The following is a 22,559-nucleotide window of genomic DNA, read 5'->3' on the forward strand; positions in this document are numbered from 1 at the left end:
GGAGTGCTTTAAAGCTTTATAGCTTTTGCTCCACAGCCTTATCCACAAGCTTCAAACCACAAAAAAGCCCGGGTTTCTCCGGGCTTTTCATTACATCATCAGCAACGATGCATCAGCCGCGGCTGACTTCGTAGACTGCCTTTGCGACGTAGTCCAGGTTGTTCTGGCTCAACGCGGCAACGCAGATGCGGCCGGTGCCGACGGCGTAGATGCCGTAGTCGTCACGCAGCTTGTCCACCTGTGCCTTGCTCAGCCCCGAGTACGAGAACATGCCGGCCTGCTGCTGGATGAAGCCGAATTCCGGCGCGCCCAGGGCGGCCAGCTTCTGCACCATGCCGGCACGCAGGGCGTGGATGCGCTCGCGCATTTCAGTCAGCTCGGCTTCCCACACGCCACGCAGCTCGCCACTGTTCAGCACGCCAGCGACAAGCGCGGCGCCGTGGGTGGACGGACTGGAGTAGATGGTGCGGATGATGCGCTTGACCTGCGACTGCACGGCCTTGGTCGAGGCCGCGTCCGGGCCCACCACCGACAACGCGCCGACGCGCTCGCCGTACAGCGAGAACGACTTGGAGTACGAGTTGGCGACGATGAAGCTGTCGATACCGGCGTCGGCGACGATGCGCACGGCCTGGCCGTCCTGCGCGATGCCCTTGTCGAAGCCCTGGTAGGCCATGTCGATGAAGGGGAACAGCTGGCGGTCCTTCATCAGCGCCGCAACCTGCTTCCACTGCTCGGTGCTCAGGTCGGCGCCGGTCGGGTTGTGGCAGCAGGCGTGCAGCAGCACCACGGTGCCCGGCTGCAGCTTCTGCAGGTCGGCCAGCATGCCGGCGAAGTCCAGGCCGTGCGCGGCGTTGTCGTAATAGGTGTAATCGACCACGTCGAAACCGGCGGCGCCGAACACGGCGCGGTGGTTTTCCCAGCTCGGGTTGCTGATGGCGATGGTGGCGTGTGGCAGCAGGCGCTTCAGCAGGTCGGCGCCGACGCGCAGCGCACCGCTGCCGCCAACGGTCTGCGAGGTCGCGACGCGGCCAGCGGCCAGCAGATCCGAACCTTCACCGAACACCAGCTTCTGGGTGGCCTGGGTGTAGGCCGGCAGGCCGTCGATGGGCAGGTAACCGCGCGGTTTGGCCTCGGCGGCCAGCGTCTGCTCGATCTGCTTGACGGCGCGCAGCAGCGGAATGCGGCCGCTCTCGTCGTAGTAGATGCCCACGCCAAGATTGACCTTGGTGGTACGGCTGTCAGCGTTGTAAGCCTCGGTCAGACCCAGAATCGGGTCACCAGGAACCTGTTCGACGTTTGCAAAGAAGGACACGGCGATACTCGTATCAGTGGCGGGGAGTGGGGGTATTCGGCGCGGGATGCAGCAACGGCGCGCTCAGAACCGCATCATCGTAACAGGGCTGGAGCCCGCTGGCCGTAGGGTTTCAGCTGGAACTTCAGCGCGCAGGGCGATGACGCGGCCGCTGCGGATCAGGGATGATGGCCGGATGCGGATTTGTAATCGGTTTTTTGCGTTCTCCGGGCTGTTGCTGGCAGTGCCAGCCGTGGCCGAGGAGCTACCCGCCACTTCGCTGGATCGGGTGCAGGTACAGGCAGCCAAGGTCCACGCAGTGGACGACTTCGACCTGCCCGCCTCCAGCACCACGCTGGCGCTGGACACGGACGGCAATGGCCGTGGCGCACAGGTATCCGAAGTGTTGGGCGCGGTACCCGGGCTGCTGGCACGCGATCGACAGAATTACGCACAGGACACCCAGCTGTCGCTGCGCGGCTTTGGCGCGCGCTCCACCTTCGGCGTGCGCGGGGTGCGGCTGCTGGTCGACGGGGTGCCGGCGACCATGCCCGATGGCCAGGGCCAGCTCTCCCACTTCAACGTATTCGGCGGCGACCGGGTGGAGGTGCTGCGCGGGCCGTTCTCGGCGCTGTACGGCAATTCCTCCGGCGGCGTGCTGCAGCTGTGGAGCGCGGACGGGCAGGACGGCGATCCGTGGCGGCTGCGCAGCAGCCATGGCAGCAACAACACTTCCAGCACCGGCGTGCAGCTCAAGGGCCTGGCCGGGGCAATGCACTACAACGTGGCGGCCAACCATTTCCGTACCGATGGCTGGCGCGAACACAGCGCGGCCCGCCGCGAATCGGTGAATGCGCGGCTGGGCTTTGATCTGGCGGCCGGCCAGCGGCTGGAATTGCTGTTCAACGGTTTCGATGCACCGCATGCGCAGGACCCGTTGGGGCTGAGCCGGGAGCAGGTGCGCGAGAACCCACGTCAGGCCACCGCCGTCGCCAGCCAGTACAACACCCGCAAGTCGGTGCGGCAGACCCAGCTGGGCGCGGTCTACAGCGTCGAGCGTGATCAACAGACCTGGCGGCTGATGGGCTATGCGGGGCAGCGTGCGGTGGAGCAGTTCCTGGCGATCCCGCCGGGGCCGCAGAACAGTCCCCTGCACTCCGGCGGGGGGATTGATCTGGACAGCGACTACGGCGGCGTGGACGCGCGCTGGGCCTGGCATGGGCAGCTGGCCGGCAAGCCGTTGGAGTTGGTGGTCGGCGCAAATGCAGACCGCCAGCAGCAGCACCGGACCGGCTACGAGAACTTCATTGGCAGCACGCTGGGCATCAAGGGCCGGCTGCGCCGCGATCAACAGGACCGGGTGCAGAACATCGATCAGTTCGCGCAGGCATGGTGGCAGTTCAGCCCGCGCTGGTCGGCATTGCTGGGTGCGCGGCACAGTGAGGTGCAGTTCCGTTCGCGCGACCGCTATATCACCGCCAGCAACCCCGATGACAGCGGCCGCCGTGATTACTCGGCGACCACGCCAGTGGCCGGCGTGGTGTTCCGCGCCAGCGACGAGCTGCGCCTGTACGCCTCGGCTGGCCGCGGTTTTGAAACGCCGACCTTCAATGAGCTGGGCTATCGTGCTGATGGCGGCGCCGGCCTGGCGCTGGACCTGGCGGCCGGCAGCACCCGCAACTACGAGATCGGCAGCAAATGGCGGGCGCAGAGCGGTGCACGGCTTGAGCTGGCGCTGTTCCGTGCCGACAGCGAGGACGAGCTGGCGGTGGCGACCAACAGCGGCGGCCGCAGCAGCTACCGCAACATCGGCGCGACCCGGCGCCAGGGGGCGGAACTGAGCTGGCAGCAGCCTATTGCCGCCGACCAGCAACTGCAGCTGGCCTATACCTGGTTGCAGGCCAGCGTGCGTCAGGCCTACCTGACCTGCACCGGCCTGCCCTCGCCGTGCAACAAGCCCAGCAACGTGGTGGCTGCAGGGACGCGTCTGCCGGGCGTGCCGCGCCAGCAATTGTTCGCGCGCTGGCAATGGCAGCCGGGGTCGTGGCAGTGGGCGGCCGAAGTGGTGGCCGCCAGCGCTATCGGCGTGAACGATCTGGGCAGCGCCAACGCAGCCGGTTATGGGCTGCTGAACATGGAGATGGCGCGGCAATGGCGCACATCACGCGGGCCGCTGCGCGCCTTCGCCCGTGTGGATAACTTGCTGGACCAGCGTTATATCGGCTCGGTGATCGTCAACGACGGCAACCAGCGCTATTACGAACCGGGCCCGGACCGCGGTTTCACCGTGGGCTTGCAGTGGCAATGGGCGCGCTAGCAGCGTTGAAACGCCCCGCTCACTCCTAGCTAACGGCACCGGGCGTAACTGTTAGCGCCCAACAGGGAGGGTTGTGCCATGTACCGCCCCGATCGCATTGAACACCCCGTTGCACCAACCTTGTTTGGTGCCGACCCCAAGGTGATGCGGCGTGGCCGGCTAAGGCGCAGCCAGCATACCGCCGACGAAGTGGCGCAGGATTTCGTGCAGTACAGTCTTGACGACTATGCGCGGAGGCGGCGTGGCGCGCGCGGGTGGCTGGATCTGCAACCGGCCTATGCATTTGCACTTGCCACGCATGCGGCAGATTGGCCGCGTGGCAGTGGCGATACCGACGTGGAACTGGCCGAGCATTGGGAGCAGGCACGCGGCGGCTCGCGGCTGCGCTGGGAGCAGGTTCGGGATCTTGTTGAAGACGCATGGTTGGCGCTGGACCGCATGCCGGTGGCTGCGGTGCACGCACGCTAGGCAAGAAGGCGGGGAGGCTTTTGTGGGAGCGGCGTAAGCCGCGAAGCTGGCAAAGCCTCGCTACCGATTGGTATGCAACCTGACTGTGCGTGAGTCTAGCGGCTTCGCCGCTCCCCTCTCCTGCCTTCGGCATCCTCTCCCGCAAGGGGAGAGGAGAAGATCAAAAGCCAAAAGCCAAAAGCCAAAAGCAATCCAACCAGCACACCCCGGGGGAGGTGCGGATGTGCTGGCCGGTTGCGGTCAGGCGTTGAAGTCCAACACCACGCGGCCTTCAATCGCACCTGCATGCATGCGCTTGAACACGTCGTTGATGTTCTCCAGCTTGTCGGTGCTCACCGTCGCTGCAACCTTGCCTTCGGCAGCGAACTGCAGTGATTCCTGCAGGTCCAGGCGGGTGCCGACGATCGAGCCACGCACGGTGATGCCGTTGAGCACCATGCCGAAGATATCCAGCGGGAAGTCACCCGGCGGCAGGCCGTTCAAGGACACCGTGCCACCACGGCGCACCATGCCCAACGCCTGTTCGAAGGCCTTGGGCGATACCGCCGTCACCAGCGCGCCATGCGCGCCGCCTATTTCCTTCTTCAGGAAGGCGGCCGGATCAGTGTTGCGGGCATTGACGGTGATGCTGGCGCCCAAGCGCTTGGCCAGGGCCAGCTTGTTGTCGTCGATGTCCACCGCGGCTACGTTCAAGCCCATCGCCTTGGCGTACTGCACCGCCATGTGACCGAGGCCGCCGATACCTGAGATCGCCACCCAGTCGCCGGGCTTGGTGTCGGTGACCTTCAAGCCTTTGTAGACGGTGACACCTGCGCACAGGATCGGCGCGATCTCGACGAAGCCCACTTCCTTGGGTAGCAGGCCGACGTAGTTGGCATTGGCCAAGGCGTATTCGGCGAAACCGCCGTTCACCGAATAGCCGCTGTTCTGCTGCGCTTCGCACAGGGTTTCCCAGCCGCCCAGACAGTGCTCGCAGTAACCGCAAGCCGAGTACAGCCACGGAATGCCGACGCGGTCGCCTTCCTTGATGTGGGTGACGCCTGCGCCTACCGCAACCACATGGCCGACGCCTTCATGGCCGGGAATGAACGGAGGGTTGGGCTTCACCGGCCAGTCGCCTTCGGCGGCATGCAGGTCGGTGTGGCAGACGCCACAGGCCTCGATCTTGACCAGGATGTCGCCTGTGGCTGGACGCGGCACGGTTACTTCTTCAATCACCAGCGGCTTGCCGAATTCGCGGACCACGGCCGCCTTCATCGTCTTGTTCATCGATCAATCTCCTTTGCGGGGAATATCCATACCTTCGCGCCAGGCGAAGGCCACTGCCTTGATCCAGATCAGGCCCGGCCAGTCCCGGCCGGGCGGATCCGGGCTTGGTTCAGAAGAAGCCCAGCTTCTTCGGCGAATAGCTGACCAGCAGATTCTTGGTCTGCTGGTAATGGTCGAGCATCATCTTGTGGTTCTCGCGGCCGATGCCCGACTGCTTGTAGCCACCGAACGCCGCGTGTGCCGGATAGGCGTGGTAGCAGTTGGTCCACACCCGCCCGGCCTGTATCGCACGGCCCATGCGGTACAGGCGTGAAGCATCGCGGCTCCACAGGCCGGCACCGAGGCCGTACAAAGTGTCGTTGGCGATCTCCAGCGCTTCCTCTTCGGTCTTGAAGGTGGTCACCGACACCACCGGTCCGAAGATTTCTTCCTGGAACACACGCATCTTGTTGTGGCCCTTGAACACCGTGGGCTTCACATAGAAACCATCGGCCAGATCACCGCCGAGCTGGTTCTGCTCGCCACCGATCAGCACTTCGGCGCCCTCTGCCTTGCCGATTTCGATGTAGGACAGGATCTTCTGCAGCTGCTCCTGCGAGGCCTGCGCACCGACCATGGTGTTGGGGTCCAGCGGATTGCCCTGCTTGATTGCCGCTACCCGTGCCACCGCACGCTCCATGAACTTCTCGTAGATCGATTCCTGGATCAGCACCCGCGACGGACAGGTGCAGACTTCGCCCTGGTTGAAGGCGAACATCACGAAGCCTTCCACCGCCTTGTCGAGGAAATCATCGTCCTCGGCCATCACGTCGGCGAAGAAGATGTTCGGTGACTTGCCACCCAGCTCCAGCGTCACCGGGATCAGGTTCTGGCTGGCGTACTGCATGATCAGCCGGCCGGTGCTGGTCTCGCCGGTGAAGGCGATCTTGGCAATGCGCGGGCTGCTGGCCAGCGGCTTGCCTGCTTCCAGGCCGAAGCCGTTGACGATGTTGAGTACGCCAGGCGGCAGCAGGTCGCCAATCACTTCCATCAACACCAGGATCGAGGCCGGGGTTTGCTCGGCCGGCTTCAGCACCACGCAGTTGCCGGCGGCCAGTGCCGGTGCCAGCTTCCATGCCGCCATCAGCAGCGGGAAGTTCCACGGGATGATCTGCCCGACCACGCCCAGCGGCTCGTGGAAGTGATAGGCCACGGTGTCGTTGTCGATCTGCGACAGGCTGCCTTCCTGCGCGCGCAGCGCACCGGCGAAGTAGCGGAAGTGGTCGGCCATCAACGGCACGTCGGCGTTGAGGGTCTCGCGGATGGGCTTGCCGTTGTCCCAGGTTTCGGCGTGGGCAATCAGCTCAAGGTTTTCCTCGATGCGATCAGCGATGCGGTTGAGGATGTTGGCGCGCTCGGTGGTGGAACGCTTGCCCCAAGCGTCCTTGGCGGCGTGCGCGGCGTCCAGCGCCAGCTCTACGTCTTCGGCGTTTGAGCGCGCCACCTGGGTGAACACCTTGCCGGTGACCGGCGTGGTGTTGTCGAAATACTGGCCACTGCGCGGCGCTACCCATTGGCCGCCGATGTAGTTGCCATAGCGGGCTTTGAACAGGGATTGCGGATCGGTGGCATGCGGTTTGGCGGACAGGACTGCGTTCATCTGTGGAATCTCCGGTTCAGCGGTGTGTGGGCCGCGTGTGTGGCGGTGGCTACAACACGCGCAAGAGCGATGCCAAGTTCCGCCTGTTGCGTTGCGGCACGATGAAACGCCATTGATTGCGAAGACTCGCGGGCAGATTTGCTGCGCTGCGAAACGGCAGGTGATTGCAGCGCCCGCCCGGCTGTGGTGTTAATCGGAACAGTGGTTTGAACAGCTGTCGCAAAATGCGACACAGGAGCGCTCATGGCACTGGCACTGCAACATCGCGTGGGCAACGCCCGCCGCTCGTTCTTCGAGCGCGGCACCACGCCCGTGGGCACCGTGCCCGACACCATCCTGCAGTCATGGCGGCGCTGCCAGCGCAGCGGCCTGCTGGTGGATGCTGAACCTGCCTTGGAGCCCCTGCCCGGCCAAAACCTGCGTGAACTGCGCGAACGCCATGAGCGCTTGTGGCGGCTGGCGCGCGCTGAGCTGGATGGGCTGGCCGCACACACCGCCAGCACCGGCAGCATCGTGCTGCTGACCGACGAAAGCGGCTGGATCCTCAATGCCGAAGGCAGCGCCGGCTTCCTCGACAAGGCAGGCCGCGTGGCCTTGATGCCGGGCGTTTGCTGGAGTGAATCGGCGGTCGGCACCAATGCCATCGGCACCGCGATCGTCGAGGGCCGCGCTGTGGAAGTGCGCGGCGGCGAACACTTCTACGCACCGCACGGCATCCTCAGCTGCTCGGCCATGCCGATCCACGATCCGCATGGGCAACTGGCCGGTGTGCTCGACATCAGCGGCCCTGCCAGCGTGCAGCAGATGCACGCGATGGGCCTGGCACGGCTGGCCGCCAACCGCATCGAGCACCGATTCTTCGAGAACGGCCTGGGCGACTGCGAACTATTGCGCCTGCACCACGACCGCACCTTGCTGGGCACCGCAGGCGAAGCCGTGCTCGGCTTCCGCAACGGCCGTCTGGTGGCCGCCAATGGCGTCGGCCTGCATCTGTTCGGTCTGGAGCGCGGCGATATCGGCCGCGCGTCGTATGAGGCCCTGTTCGAGATGCCGTTGTCGCGGATGCGCGATGAAGGCATGTTGCAGGATCGCAGCGGTCGCGTGCTGCATGGCCAACTGGATGCACCAGCACCCGCAGCGCGCACGCGGACCACCGGCGCAGCACAACCGCTGGCGCGACCATTGCCAACGACCGTCGCCGCACCCGCCGTGGTATTCGATACCAGCCAGCGCGAACAGCTGCTGCGTGCCGGTCGCGTATTGGAGGCCGGCCTGCCGGTACTGCTGCAGGGAGAAACCGGCACCGGCAAGGAAGTTGCGGCACGCGCGCTGCATGCGCAGGGTAGCCGCAGCAGCAAGCCGTTTGTCGCGGTGAACTGTGCGGCCTTGCCGGAAGGCCTGATCGAAGCCGAACTGTTCGGTTACGAAGAAGGCGCCTTCACCGGTGCGCGCCGGCAAGGCAGTGAGGGCCTGCTGCGGCAGGCGCAGGGCGGTGTGCTGTTCCTCGACGAAATCGGCGATATGCCGTTGGCCTTGCAGCCGCGTTTGCTGCGCGTGTTGCAGGACCGCGAGTTGTCACCGTTGGGCGGCGGCAAACCGGTCAAGCTGGATTTCATGCTGATCTGCGCCACCCACTGCGATCTGCAGCAGGCGATGGACGAAGGGCGTTTTCGTTCCGATCTGTATTACCGCATTGCCGATCACGTGATGGGCTTATTGCCGTTGCGTGAGGCGCAGGATCGCGCGCAGCTGCTGCAGGCGATGTGGCAACCCTTGGCGCAGGGACGTGTATTGAGTATTGAGGCAGAGCGTTTGCTGGTTGCGTATGACTGGCCTGGCAATCTGCGCCAACTTGCGGCCTGCCTGCGCACCCTGGTGGCGCTGACCGAGCCGGGTGCGGTGATTGATCGGGAACTGCTGCCGGAGTATCTGCATCAGGCGGCGCGACGTGTTGCTGCTGCGCCGGTGGTGGATGGCAGCCTGCAGGAACTGGCTTTGGATGTGATGCGGCAGACCTTGGCGGCCTGCGATGGGAATGTGAGTCTGGCGGCAAAAAGGCTGGGGGTTAACCGCAGTACCTTGTATCGGCGGTTGAAGCTCTGAAGCCGAGCAACAGCAACAGCAACAGCAACAGCAACAGCAACAGCAACAGCAACAGCAACAGCACCCCTCCCCGGCCCTCCCCTTCGCTGCGCGAAAAGGAGGGGGTATTTCCGGCGACTTGCAACACCCTGCGTCTGCTCCCTCCCTTTGCCGAAGGCAAGGGGAGGGTTGGGGAGGGGTGAGCTTTTGACGTTGACTTTGATCTGGAGCCAACCCAAAACCCAGCATCAACCCGGCAAAACAGCCGCAGCCCGCGCCAGCTTCTCAATCCCGGTCCAATCGCGCGCCTGCAACAGCTCACGCGTGGTCAACCACGAACCACCCACGCACAGCACATTCGGCAGATGCAGGAACTGCGAGGCGGTCTGCGCGCTGATGCCACCGGTCGGACAGAACCGAACATCACCGAACGGACCATTCCACGCCGACAACATGCCCACGCCACCAGCCTGCACTGCCGGGAAGAACTTGAACGTATCCAGCCCGTGCTCGAGACCACGCATCAACTCTGACGAGGTCGCAACACCCGGCAGGAACGGCAGATCGGTATCGCGCGCCGCCGCATACAGCGTGTCGGTAGCGCCCGGGGAAACCGCAAAGCGACCGCCAACCGATTTCAGCTTCTCCATCTGCGCCGGGGTCAGCACGGTACCGGCGCCGACGACTGCGTCCGGCACGGCCTCGACCATGGCCTTGATCGCATCCATCGCGTTTGCGGTGCGCAGAGTGACTTCGATCACCGGCAGTCCGCCGTTGAACAGGGCCTGCGCGACCTGCACCGCATCGTCGACATTGTCAGGAGTGAACACCGGAATCACCGGGGCCAGTTTGAGCACTGCGCGTACGCGCGGATCAGCGCCGGACATCGAACTTTCCTTCGCCCATCAGGGCCATGACGTCGGCAACGCCGACTGGGTTGAAATCACCGGGAATGGAATGCTTCAGGCAGCCAGCGGCCAGTCCGAAGCGGATCGTGGTTTCCGCATCCATGCCTTCGATCAGGCCATGCAGCACGCCAGCCGCGAACGCGTCACCACCGCCGATGCGGTCGACGATATCGGTCAGCTCTTCGGCCGGTGCCAATGCACGGGTGCCATCACGGCCGAGCAGCATCGCACCCAGCGAGTGGTGGCCGACGCTATGCGCGGTGCGCTGCGTGCAGGCCATGTATTGCAGGCGCGGGAAGGCTGCGAACGCCATTGCTGCAGCAGCGTCCACGCGCGCCTGTGGTTCGGTCTGGTTGAACCCGCCGCCCAACACCACGCCGATGTCGCGGTAGTCGGCAAACACGATATGTGCGCAGTCGAACAGGTCACGCAGGATCGCCTTGGCATCGCCGCCCCAGCGTTCCCACAGCTTGGGCCGGAAGTTGCCGTCGAAGGAGACCTTGATGCCGCGCTCGTTGGCGGCGCGTGCGGCGGCCAGGGTGGCCTGCGCGGCTTCCAGGCCGAGGGCCGGGCTGACCCCGGACAGGTGCAGCCACTGCGCGCCCTGCAGCAGTGCCGGCCAGTCATAGCTGTCGGCACGGGCGCTGGCGAAGGCCGAGTCGGCACGGTCATAGACCACTTCGCTGGGCCGGTGGCCGGCGCCGGTGGTCAGGAAGTACAGGCCCATGCGGCCGTCGCTGCGGCGCACGCGCGAGGTGTCCACGCCGTGGCGGCGCAGTTCACCGGCCACTGCCGCACCCAGCGGGTTGTCGGCAACAACGCTGATCATCGCCACGTCGTGGCCGAAGTGCGCCAGCGACACGCCGACATTGGCCTCGGCACCGCCGGCATGCACGTCCAGCGTGGGCGACTGCAGCAGCAGTTGATTGCCGGGCGCGCCCAGGCGCAGCAGCAGCTCACCAAAACACACAACACGGGGGGAAATCATCGCCATTCCTGTCTCCTCGTCGATCGGCGCGCATCATGGCATGGTTGATTGACTATCGGTGTCATTCGCCCGCGGCTGTCCCCTTGTCTGCCCCCATAACCGTCCGCCAATGTCCATCAGACAAAGGTTTTTGCCCTGTTTCCGTCCTGCTGCAGTGCAAGATGCTCCCTCCTCACACAGCTGTTACTTTCCGTTTTGACCAGCGGTGTCATCCGGCGCTGGACACAAGCCGGAGCCACTGTATCGAATGCAAACCTTGGAGAGGGGAAGCACATGAATCCACGTAATTCGCAGAAAAAGACACCGGTTACCTTGCTCGCCTTGGGGATCAGTTTGGCCCTGCAGGCAGGCGTTGCCATGGCCCAGGATGCGGCTGCGCCGGCAACCGCGGGTACCGCCGCCACCGAGCTGGATGCAGTGACCGTCACCGGCTACCGCGCCAGCGTGGAGAAGGCGCTGGACATCAAGCGCGGCGAAGCCGGCGTGGTGGATGCCATCGTCGCCGAGGACATCGGCAAGTTCCCCGACAGCAACCTGGCCGAGTCGTTGCAGCGCATTCCCGGCGTGGTGATCACCCGTGATGGCGGCGAAGGCCGCAACATCTCGGTGCGTGGCCTGGGCCCGGACTTCACCCGCGTGCGCATCAACGGCCTGGAAGCACTGAGCACCGTCGGCAGCACCGACGGCCAAGGCGGTACCAACCGCGGCCGTGGCTTCGATTTCAACGTATTCGCGGCGGACCTTTTCACCCAGTTGATCGCGCGCAAGACCGCCTCGGCGGATGTGGATGAAGGCTCGCTGGGCGCCACCGTCGACCTGCGCACCGGCCGTCCGTTCGACTATGACGGGCTGACCATCGTCAGCAACGTGCAGGCGTCCTACAACGATGCCTCGCAGTCGGCGATGCCGCGCTTTGCCGGTTTGATCGCCAACAGCTGGGCTGATGGCAAGTTCGGCGCGCTGTTCTCGGTGGCCTACTCCGAACGTGAAACCGTTGAAGAAGGCAGTGGCACCGTGCGCTGGGCCAATGCGCTGGCGAACACGCCCACCAACACCGCCAACCCGAATGGTGTCGGCTTCGCTGGTTGCTCCACCGGCACCGCGCCCTTCCCCGGTGTCTGCAGCGACAAGGTGTACACGCCGCGCTTCCCGCGCTACACGCTGATCGAGCATGACCAGAAGCGCCTGGGTGTTACCGGTGCGCTGCAGTTCAAGCCCAGCGACCGCACCAGTTTCAACCTGGACATGCTGTACTCCAAGATCGACGCCAAGCGCGACGAGAAGTACATCGAAGCCAATGGTCTGAGCAAGACCGGTGCGGCTGGCAAGGCGCAGGCCGTGGTCACCGATGGCGTGATCGAGAACGGCGCGTTGGTGTACGCAAAGATGGACAACGTGGACATCCGCGCGGAAAACCGCCACGACGAATGGACCACCGATTTCTACCAGCTCAGCCTCGATGGTGAGCACCGACTGACCGACAACTTCACCATCACCGGCAAGATCGGTACGTCCAAGTCCAAGCATGAGAACCCGATCCAGGCGACCATCATGATGGACAAGCTGGATGTGGACGGCTACAGCTACGACTATCGCGGCAATGCCAACAAGCCGGTATTCAATTACGGCGTAAGCCCTACCGATCCCAACGGTTGGACGCTGTCCACCATTCGCCTGCGCCAGAACTACGTGACCAACGAGTTCCACAATGGCCAGCTCGAATTCTCCTGGGTGATGGGCCCGTCCTTCACCTTGGACGGTGGCATCCAGGCCAAGAACTACAGCTTCGATTCGATGGAACGTCGCCGCAAGGAGACCGAATCGAACGTCCCCAATTTCAGCACCGGCAACAAACTGGTACCTGCTGACATGACGGAGCTCGCCAGCCTCGGTGGCATGTCGGGCTCGCCCGGCAAGTGGGTAGTTCCGAACTTCGGCGCGATCGCTGACCAGTTCGGCATCTTCAGCAATCAAGGCACCTTCGCCGTCGCCGACTACGCACCCAGCATCCGCGGTGTGGAGGAGCAGGACCGTAGTGGCTGGTTGATGGGTCGTTTCTCCACCGAGCTGGGCTCGATTCCTGTGTCCGGCAACATCGGTGCCCGCTACGTCAAGACCAAGCAGACCTCGCACGGTATTGCTACCGGCAGCGGAACGCCGGTCGTTGCCACGGCAACGCGTGAATACAACGATTTCCTGCCGTCGCTGAATCTGGTTGCGGAAATCACACCGGACTTCCTGATCCGCTTCGGTGCGGCAAAGGTCATGTCGCGTCCGGGTCTGGGCAGCCTGACTCCGGGCGTCACGGTCAGCGTCAGTGGTAGTGCCAAGACGGTAAGCGCGGGTAACCCGGACCTGGAGCCGATCCGTGCCAAGACCATGGATCTGGGCTTCGAGTGGTACTTCAACGAAGGTGCCATGCTCGGTGTCGGCCTGTTCTACAAGGATATCGACAGCTTCATCCAGAACACCCGTGAGAGTCGCATCTATTCGGAAAGTGGCCTGCCGGCCAGCTTGCTGGCAGGTACCGACGCCAGCCCGGATGACACCTTCGTGTTCTCGCTTCCGGTCAATACTCCGGGTGGTGATCTGACCGGTGTCGAGTTCAACTACACCCAGCCCTTCACCTTCCTGCCGGGCAAGTGGTCCAACCTTGGTGCGCAGTTCAACTACACCTATGTTGAATCGAAGGTGCAGTACATCACCAGCAGCGGCGCGCTTGCACAGAAGACTGATCTGACGGGCCTGTCGCGCAATTCCTGGAACGCCACCCTGTTCTACGAAGGGACCAACTGGTCGGGCCGCGTGTCGGCGACCAACCGCGATGATTACCTGATCCAGGTGCCGGGCACCGAGAAGGGCTTCGACAGCGCAGGCCTCGGCGTGCACGGCCAGAGCGGCACCACCTTCCTCGATGCGTCGATCCACTACCGCATCAGCGACCAGCTGGAAATCAGCCTGGAAGGCGCCAACCTGACCAACGAAGCACAGGAGTCGTGGGTGTCCAACCCGTCGGTATCGCTGCCGCTGGAATACAGCGAGACCGGTCGCCAGTTCACCCTGGGTCTGCGTTACAAGTTCTGATAGCCGCCGTTTGGCAGGGACCGGAGCGCACTCTCTCCGCAGCTCCGGCCCTGCCCTTTCATCCTCCGCAGGCCATGGTCATGCCATGGCCTGACGGCTGTCCACGCGCGGCCGCAACGGCCCGACAGCACCTCTGAAGTACTCGCCAGGGACAACCCCACACCCTTCCCAGTCCGCTTGATTCCCCGCCCGGGGAAGGAGCCAACCGCATGGATCGTAAGCGCCGTTTTGGAAAGACACCGGTTACCTTGTTGGCAACCGCCATTGCTTCGGTATTGACCGCTCCCCTTGCCTTCGCCCAGTCCGCACCTGCGGCCGCCGAGGCCACCCAGCTGGATGCAGTGAACGTCACTGGCTACCGCCAGAGCCTGCAGAAATCGCTGGACGAAAAGCGTTACACCACCGAACAGGTGGACGCGATCTTCGCCGAGGACATCGGCAAGTTCCCCGACCAGAATCTTGCCGAGTCGCTGCAGCGCATCGCCGGCGTATCGATTGATCGCGAAGGAGGCGAAGGCCAGCGCATCTCGATCCGAGGCTTGGGCGCGGACTTCACCCGCGTGCGCCTCAACGGCCTGGAAGCATTGGCTACCGCCGGCAACGGCAGCAGCGGCGTCAACCGCAGCCGCGGCTTCGATTTCAATACCTTCGCCTCCGAACTCTTCAGCCAGGTCAAGGTCAACAAGACCCAGTCAGCGCAGATGGATGAAGGCTCGCTGGGTTCGACGGTGGACCTGCGAGGTTCGCGGCCGTTCGACTTTGCCGGTTTCCAGGCCTCGGCATCGGCACAGGCCGGCTATGGCGAGCTGGCGGAAAAGTATGACCCGCGCTTCTCCGGCCTGATCAGCAACACCTGGGCCGATGGCCGCTTTGGTGCCTTGTTGTCTGGCTCGTACAGCAAGCGCAACGTGTACGAGGAAGGCTACAACCCGGTGCGATGGGAGCACGGCAACCACCGCAACTCGAACCAGTCCAACGCCGCCAACAACGGCACCTACGGCTTCTGCTCGCCGGTGGGTTATGACCCGCAGACACCGCGCAACCCGGCATCGAATGAAACCCCGGCTGGCAGCGGAAGCCAGGCCAACCAGGACCGCAACAACGGCTGGGGCAGCTACGGCATCAGCGCCACCCATTGCGGTACCGGCCTGCCGCGGCCGGACAATACGCCGGAAAACATCGCCGCCTACGAGACCGCGACCAATGCCTGGATCCCGCGCTACCCGCGCTACATCCGCACCGCGCATGAGATTGAGCGGCTGGGTGTAACCGGTGCGTTCCAGTTCCGCGTTTCCGATGACACCCTGCTCAGTTTCGATGCGATGTACTCGAAGCTGGACAAGGAACAACGTGAAGACTCCATTGGCGCCAACCTGCATCGTGCCGCCAACCTCGGCGGCAAGACCCAGATCGTGGTGCGCGAGGCCGAGGTGGACGCGCAGAACCGGCTGATCTACGGCGTATTCGACAACGTTGACTTCCGCACCGAGTCCAGCCTGATCGAGGAATCGACCACCTTCCAGCAGTACAGCCTGAACCTGGAACATCACTTCAACGATGCGGTGAAGATGGAGGCCGTGCTCGGCCACTCCAGTTCGGACTACGAGCGCCCGGTGTTCTCGCTGGTGAGCTTCGACAACAGCAATGTCGATGGCTTCGTGATGGACATGCGCAACGGCGGCGACATGCCCAACATGACCCTGCCCTTCGCCTTGAACGACCCGGCGGCATGGTCGTGGCTGGGTTACGGTGCGGTGCCGGTCAACAGCAACGGCACCGCGCGCGGCAGCAACATCAGCGAAGTGCGCTTGAACCCGAGTTACGTCAACAACGCCTTCGACACTGCCAAGGTCGACCTGCAGTTCAACATCAATCCAACCTTCACCCTGCGTACCGGCCTTGCCTACAAGGACTACGACATGGAGTCGGAGGAGTACCGCCACATCAGCTACGGCCGCCTGGCCCAGGCCCTGCCGGCGGGCGTTACCGTCGGTGACCTGAGCACCACGCTGACCGGTTTCGGCAAGAACCTGTCCGGCAATGTGCCGAACGGTTGGCTGGTCCCGGATTTCGGCAAGATCGCCGAACTGCTCAACATCAACTGCAACTGTGACACGGGCGTGCAGGGCGGTGATTACCGTCTGGCCGGCGTCGGCCACTTCGGCGCGTCCAACAACAACTTCGAGGTCAACGAACGCAGCCTCGGCGGCTACCTGCAGTTGGATTTCAACACCGAACTGTGGAACCGCGCCTTCCGCGGCAATCTCGGCGTGCGCGTGGTCAATACCCAGATCAGTTCTTCGGGCTGGGCACCGTGCAACGCAGCCACATCGGGCAACAACTCGGCCAACTGCGAATCGTTCTTTGGTGTGGCCAGCGCGACGGCTGCAGCCGGTGAACGCTCGCTGGTGCGCTCGGTGGTCAACCACAGCTATCAGGACGTGCTGCCGTCGCTGAACCTGGCCTGGGACGTGGCCGAGAACGTGGTGCTGCGTTTCGGCGCGGCCAAGACCATGGCACGACCGACGCTTGCCTACCTGTCACCCAGCGTCAGCGGCGGCCCTACTGGCTACTTCGATGATGGGCGCGTGTTTGCGATCAACCTTGGCAACCCCAAGCTCGACCCGTTCCGCTCGACCAACTACGACCTGAGTGCGGAGTGGTACTTCGGTGATGGTGGCCTGCTGTCGGCGGCACTGTTCTACAAGGACATCGACAGCTATGTGCAGCGCACCCGCCTGCTGACCACCTGGGGTGACATGGGCTACGCGCTGGACCTGTTGCCGGCTGGCTTCACCGCCGACACCATGTTCAACGTGCAGAGCTACTACAACACCCCGGGCGGCCCGCTGAAGGGCTACGAGTTGAGCTACCAGCAACCGTTTACCTTCCTGCCCGGCATCTGGAGCAAGTTCGGCATCCAGCTCAACTACACGCATGTCGAGTCGAGCATCAAGTACATGTTCAGCTCGGCCGGCAACAGCAATACCAGCATCACCACCACCTTCACCGACAACGACCTGGTCAACCTGTCGCCGAATTCGTACAACGCCACTTTGTACTACGACGATGGCAAGTTCAGCGCCCGTGTTTCCACCAGCTACCGCGACGGCTACATCGGCGAGATCCTCAGCCAGGAAAGCGTCTGGGACCTGGACGGCAACCAGTTCGCAACGCCGGATGTCACCGGCAAGAACAGCGTGCGCAACGTCGACTTCAACATGTCGTACAAGGTCAACAAGAAGCTGTCGCTGACCTTCGAGGCGATCAACCTGCTCGACACGCCGGACCATCGCTATGTGGATTCGTCGCTGCAGATGGCCGATCGCTACACCGTTACCGGCCGCCAGTACTACGTCGGCGCGCGCTACAAGTTCTGAGATGGCGCGCGCGCAAGGCCAATGCAGCACCACCGGGATGCCGGCACGCTGGTGTCCCGGTGCACGCAGGAGGATGCGATGAGGCATTTGTGGTTGTCGGCTGCGCTGTTGATCAGCACGGGCTGGAGCTCCTCGGCGGTGCAGGCAGCGCTGCAGCGCACCGAGCCCGAAGCCGAGAACATGTTGCTGCTGCAGACTGCATCCGGCGGTTGGTCCAAGCAGTACCTGGGCAAGGCGGTGGATTACCAGCACGTGTTCAGCGCCAGCGAGCGCGCAGCGTTGCAGGACCCGGATCGGCTGGATGACGCCAATATCGATAACAAGGCGACCACGCGCGAGATCCGCCATCTGCTGCAGGCCTGGAAAGACACCGGCAACGCCGCCTACCTGATCGCCGCACGGCGCGGCGTGGATTATCTGCTGGCCGCGCAGTACGCCAATGGCGGCTGGCCGCAGTACTACCCCGAGCGTTCGCTGTACCGCCACCAGATCACCTTCAACGACGACGCGATGACCCGCGTGCTGGACCTGTTGCAGGACATCGCCGAAGGTGCGCCCGCAGTTGCGGGCCTGCCGCCGGACTATGCAGGCAAGGCCAACGCCGCCTTGCAGCGCGGCCTGCAGAATGTGCTGGCCACGCAGGTGCGAATGGATGGGCGACTGTCCATCTGGGCCGCGCAATACGACGAGGTCAGCCTGCAACCGGCCAAGGCGCGCTCCTACGAGCTGCCATCGTTGGCGGTATCCGAGTCGGTGGGCGTACTGCGGCTGTTGATGCGCCAGCCTGAGCCGAGCCCGCAGACCATCGAAGCCATCGAAGCCGGCCTGCAGTGGCTGCAGGCCAATGCCTTGCTGGACCTGGCGATGCGCAAGGTCGAGGCACCGGAGCAGCCCAGTGGCAAGGACGTGCTTGTAGAACCTTTGGCAGGCGCACGGCTGTGGGCACGCTTCTACGATCTGGAACAGGGGCGGCCGATGTTCGTCAATCGCGAGGGTGAGCGTGTGGCGCGCTTCGCGGATATTCCGAACGAGCGCCGGGTAGGTTATGCCTGGTATGGCGTGTGGCCGGAGCAGTTGCTGGAACGGGAGTGGCCGAAATGGGCGCAGCGGCATGGGCGGAAGATGCCGGAGCGAACGTGAAGCCAGGCCCTTCTCCCTCCGGGAGAAGGTGGCCCGAAGGGCCGGATGAGGGTAAGGCAGTTGCAGTCAACCGATTTGGAACGAGTTAGACAATGAACCAGAAAACCGTGTTGCGTCCCACCCACCTCGCCTGCGTGCTGGGCCTGCTGTTGGCACCGCTGAGCGCAGTCGCGCAGTCGCCTGAGCTGTTGTTCCGCGTATCCGCGGACAAGGGCTTCGTCGCCGACAGCGCAGGTGGCGATGCCACGCCGAACTTCCAGGACAAGGTCAGCCTTGTCGATGACGGCGCACATGGCCGTGCCATCCAATGGCAGGACGACGGCGTGCTGTCGTGGAATGCGCCGGGCAACATCCAGGCCGAGCGCGGCACTTTGTCGTTCTTCTGGCGCTCGCGCTATGCGGTGGGCGAAACCCCGTTCGTGATCTTCCGCGTCGGCTATGCCGACCACAGCAGCTGGGACATGGCGTGGCTGCGCATCGACTGGAACGGGCACGGCTTCGATGCCTTCGTCACCGATGCCAACCTGGCCCGCACCCGCGTCTCGTTCAAGCTCGACAAGAATCCATCGCCCGAGCAATGGCAGCACATCGCCTTTGCCTGGGACGAGGACAAGGGCGTCAAGCTGTTCGTCGATGGCCGTGAAGTCGCGCAGGCGGCAACCACCGGCGACTACGACGCAGCGCTGGACCAGCTCGGCCTCGCTGGCCGGGTGATGGCGCCCTACCAGGTGCAGAGCCGCTACAACTTCCTGCGTGGCAGCGACTTCGACGAGATCCGCGTCTATGACCGCATGCTCGATGGCGCCGGTGTGGCCGCGCTTGCGCGCAATGCCGAGCCGCGCAGCGCCGAGAGCGGCAGCGCCTCGCAGCGCGCCTGGTGGCACCGTTATGGCTGGGAAGGTGCCGCACCGCCGGCACTGAGCGCAGCGACGACAAGCATTCGCAAGGTCGAGTTTGCTGACGTAAAAGACAAGCTGCAGTGGATGTGGAAGGGCACCGACGGCATCGCCGAAACCACCTGGCCCGGCGTCTATAACCGCTCGCGCTTGCCTGGCCGCAACGACTACATGCAGCTGCCGGACTGGAACACCTATGTTGAAGGTGGCCAGCAACTCGACCTGACGGTTCCCGAAGGCGAGCACATCAACCGCATCGAGATCCGCGGCGCCGCCTACGGCGAGCTTAAAGGCACGGCCGGCACCCTGTTCAATCGTCCGCAGGGCGTGGTGCGCAGCGTCGACAGCTTCGCTGACCAGGTCGGCGGCACGCTGCACTTCCACAACACCGCGCAGGAAACGCCGATCCAGGAGATCTGGGGTTATCAGGTCAGCGACGCGGCCGAGCCGGAAGGAACGGTCACGCAGCGCTATCAGATCAACAGCAGCGTGTTGCCGGATTACACCAACATCGCCAGCCTGCGCGATTACATCGACGGCCGCTTTGCGCCGGATGAGCGCAGCACGGTGATGGCGCTGCCCAAGGGTGCAGGTTCGCGCAAGCGTGCTGCCGACAGCTTACCGGCCAAGCCGATGCCGATCGTGCACGTGCTGGTTCCGTCCGGGGTCGGCGATGCACCGGCCGCGCAGTCGCTGATCCGCAGCTGGGCGCACAGCTGGGAAAACATGTATGACGGCCTGGATGGTGTGGCGATCGATATCCCCGCACTGGATCTGCCGGCGACGCATGATGGTTTGATACCGCTGAACATCCGCATCAAGGATCCGATCTGGCCGGCGCGCGACATGATCGATGTCTCGGTGTCGGTGAAGCCGGGTGAAGCACGCACGCTGTGGCTGGACCTGCGCGACCGCATCCTCACCGCCGACAGCCTGTGGATCTCGGTGGCCTCGGCTGCGCCCGGCTTCAATGCCGCATCGCTGGACGGCGCCGAAGTGCGGCTGGTGTTCAAGGACCGCAAGGAGGCGATCAAGCAGCACGTCGCCGACCGCTTCAACCAGGTGCGCGACAACTGGGGCTTCCTGGTCGAGGAGCACACAACCTCCAAACGCCAGCGGCTGTATTCGCGCGTCTACGCCGATCTGAGTGATCTGCTGCGGGTCGACCCGGACCATGAGCTTGGGCGCCTGTATTGGAACTACATCAGCTACAACAGCCAGGGCAAGCCGGCGTTTGAGCAACCGCAGGCGCCGAAGGGTGTGCCGTTGTGGGCGTTCCGCCAGGTTGAAGACCTGAAGTACGTGCGCCACTTTGTCGACTGGTGGATCGAGAACCGGCAGGTCGCCTATGGCGATTTCGGCGGCGGCATTTCCGACGACAGCGACCTGACCCAGCAGTGGCCGGGACTGGCACTGATGGGCGTGGAGCCCGAGCGCCTGAACCGCTCGCTGACGGCACTCTCCGATGCGGTTTACCGCAACGGCATGTTCTCCAACGGCCTGAGCACCATCGAGACCGATGAGCTGCACGCCTACGAGGAGGGCATCAATACCAACAGCGCGATGCTCTACCTCAACTGGGGCGATCCGCTCACCGTCGAGCGCCTGATGGAGACGGTGAAGGCCTTCGACGAACGCATCATCCTGCGCAACCCGCAGGGCAACCTGCTGTTCTCCAGCAACTGGTTTGGCGGCAACAAGGTTTACCGCGAGCCGAACTGGCAATGGCAGAAGCCATACTCGTTCCCGGCGCTGCACCCGGCTTTCCTGATGGGTGAGTACAACGCCGATCCCACCGGTCGCAAACTGGTCACCGGTCTGGCTGACGGCTATCTGGCCCACGCCTACAAGGACGACAAGGGCCGCTTCACCCTGCCCAACGAGATCAACTGGGCCACGGGCAAGACCCGCGGTGGCGAGCTGAACCAGGGCTCGGGTAGTGGCGATCTGATGCACACCTTCTGGGCCGCGTGGCGCTGGACCGGCGATGCCAAGTACCTGCAGGCGCTGGATTACCGCGTGGTGCGTGGTGGGCCGGGCGTGCTCTCCAACCTCGGCGAGAACTACGTCGATGTGCTGGGCAGGCAGCAGGACTGGGGCAAGCAGCTGGTGGCCGATGCCGACAAGGGCGGCAGTGGTTTTGCTGCGATCAGCGCCTGGCAGCAGACCGGTGACAAGAAGTACCTGGAAACGCTGCACGCCGACGGCATCCAGGCCAAGGCGCAGCGTGAGTACATGAACACCGAAGGCCACTGGTGGAGCGACCGCGTCGAAGCCCCGAGTGAGTTCCTGCAGCGCCTGCGGCTGGGTGGCATCGGCCTGAAGCGCAACCAGAGCTGGCCGGGGCATACGGTGAGCTGGCAGTTCGCCCAGCCTGACGGTGCCGAACAGGTCGCCTTGCTGGTGCATGCGCCGTCACGTGAGCGCTTCAAGGTGATTGCCTACAACCTTGGCAATACGCCGCTCGATGCGACCATGACTGGCTGGAACATCGCCGCCGGTACCTGGCGTGTGCGTAGCGGTGTGGATCGCGATGGTGACGATGTGATCGACGGCAAGGCGGAGGTCCACGAGGTGCTGCTGGAGAAGAGCGTCGGTACGCCGCTGCGGTTTGCACCGAAGCAGAACCAGGTATTCGAGTTCGAGCTGGTGACGCCGGGGACGCCGGTGGAGACACGCGCGGACCTGGGCATTGGCCGTGGCGATCTGAAGATCGAGGGTGAGCGCGTGCTGCTGACCGTGCACAGCCTGGGGCATGTCGGGACTGGCGCTGGTTATGCGGTGCTGGAAGATGCGCGCGGTCGTGAGGTCGCTCGGATTGCGGTGCCTGCATTGGAAGCGCCGCTGGATCTGTCGCCGCGGACGGCGACGGTGGAGCTGCAGATGCCGGCCGGGTTCAAGCGTGAGGGAGCGAGCGTGCGGGTTGGTCTGGAAGGGGATGTGGCTGAGGTGACGAAGCTCAATAACCGGCTGCCCTTGCGGTGATTGCTGGGGCGCCCCTCCCTTCGAGAGAGGCGCTTTGCTTGCGGTAGTGGGGCGCCACGCAAGGAAGAGGACATGAAGAGAAATAAAAAAAAAAAAAAAAAGAAGGCCC

At 64.0% G+C, this 22,559-nt stretch carries 12 protein-coding genes; 7 read left to right on the forward strand and 5 right to left on the reverse strand.

Annotated features, from left to right (window positions below; all coding sequences use genetic code 11):
* Window positions 1–112: 112 nt before the first annotated feature.
* Window positions 113–1,315 carry an amino acid aminotransferase gene (locus ACVOK8_RS03625; protein WP_481565615.1) on the reverse strand — a complete coding sequence of 401 codons (1,203 nt, stop codon included), beginning with the start codon at window positions 1,313–1,315 and terminating at the stop codon, window positions 113–115.
* A 175-nt stretch (window positions 1,316–1,490) separates the two neighbouring features.
* Here ACVOK8_RS03625 and ACVOK8_RS03630 point away from each other — a divergent pair, with 175 nt between their 5' ends.
* Entirely contained in the window at window positions 1,491–3,611 is a 2,121-nt protein-coding gene (locus ACVOK8_RS03630; protein ID WP_481565616.1) for a TonB-dependent receptor family protein, read from the forward strand.
* Between the two features lie 144 nt (window positions 3,612–3,755).
* The gene (locus tag ACVOK8_RS03635) at window positions 3,756–4,079 is read left to right on the forward strand and encodes a hypothetical protein (protein WP_481565628.1); all 324 of its coding nucleotides are present in this window, start codon (window positions 3,756–3,758) and stop codon (window positions 4,077–4,079) included.
* Window positions 4,080–4,319: 240 nt separating this feature from the next.
* On the opposite strand, the gene adhP is transcribed toward ACVOK8_RS03635, so the two are convergent.
* Complete coding sequence (gene adhP, locus ACVOK8_RS03640; RefSeq protein WP_481565617.1) at window positions 4,320–5,348, reverse strand: alcohol dehydrogenase AdhP; 1,029 nt, start codon at window positions 5,346–5,348, stop codon at window positions 4,320–4,322.
* Between the two features lie 109 nt (window positions 5,349–5,457).
* Window positions 5,458–6,987 (reverse strand): aldehyde dehydrogenase, encoded by a 1,530-nt coding sequence (gene adh, locus ACVOK8_RS03645; RefSeq protein ID WP_481565618.1) that lies wholly within the window; start codon window positions 6,985–6,987, stop codon window positions 5,458–5,460.
* A gap of 243 nt (window positions 6,988–7,230) precedes the next feature.
* Here adh and ACVOK8_RS03650 point away from each other — a divergent pair, with 243 nt between their 5' ends.
* Entirely contained in the window at window positions 7,231–9,090 is a 1,860-nt protein-coding gene (locus tag ACVOK8_RS03650) for a sigma-54-dependent Fis family transcriptional regulator (protein ID WP_481565619.1), read from the forward strand.
* A gap of 227 nt (window positions 9,091–9,317) precedes the next feature.
* Here the strand turns inward: ACVOK8_RS03650 and eda are convergent, their stop codons facing one another.
* Both eda and ACVOK8_RS03660 read right to left on the reverse strand, forming a co-directional pair.
* Window positions 9,318–9,956 (reverse strand): bifunctional 4-hydroxy-2-oxoglutarate aldolase/2-dehydro-3-deoxy-phosphogluconate aldolase, encoded by a 639-nt coding sequence (gene eda / locus ACVOK8_RS03655; RefSeq protein WP_481565620.1) that lies wholly within the window; start codon window positions 9,954–9,956, stop codon window positions 9,318–9,320.
* Window positions 9,943–10,965, reverse strand: coding sequence for a sugar kinase (locus ACVOK8_RS03660; RefSeq protein ID WP_481565621.1), 1,023 nt, complete (start codon window positions 10,963–10,965; stop codon window positions 9,943–9,945). The genes eda and ACVOK8_RS03660 overlap by 14 nt, the downstream gene beginning before the upstream one ends.
* A gap of 273 nt (window positions 10,966–11,238) precedes the next feature.
* Here ACVOK8_RS03660 and ACVOK8_RS03665 point away from each other — a divergent pair, with 273 nt between their 5' ends.
* From ACVOK8_RS03665 to ACVOK8_RS03680, 4 genes are all read left to right on the forward strand, one after another.
* Window positions 11,239–14,049 carry a TonB-dependent receptor gene (locus ACVOK8_RS03665; RefSeq protein WP_481565622.1) on the forward strand — a complete coding sequence of 937 codons (2,811 nt, stop codon included), beginning with the start codon at window positions 11,239–11,241 and terminating at the stop codon, window positions 14,047–14,049.
* Between the two features lie 209 nt (window positions 14,050–14,258).
* A complete protein-coding gene (locus ACVOK8_RS03670) occupies window positions 14,259–17,429 on the forward strand; it encodes a TonB-dependent receptor (RefSeq protein ID WP_481565623.1) in 3,171 nt (1,056 codons plus the stop codon).
* 78 nt (window positions 17,430–17,507) lie between these two features.
* Complete coding sequence (gene pelA / locus ACVOK8_RS03675) at window positions 17,508–18,569, forward strand: pectate lyase (RefSeq protein ID WP_481565624.1); 1,062 nt, start codon at window positions 17,508–17,510, stop codon at window positions 18,567–18,569.
* Window positions 18,570–18,661: 92 nt separating this feature from the next.
* On the forward strand, window positions 18,662–22,450 hold the full coding sequence (locus tag ACVOK8_RS03680) for a LamG-like jellyroll fold domain-containing protein (RefSeq protein WP_481565625.1): 3,789 nt from the start codon (window positions 18,662–18,664) through the stop codon (window positions 22,448–22,450).
* Window positions 22,451–22,559: the final 109 nt, after the last annotated feature.

The sequence above is a fragment of the Stenotrophomonas sp. STEN083 genome (assembly GCF_056759195.1).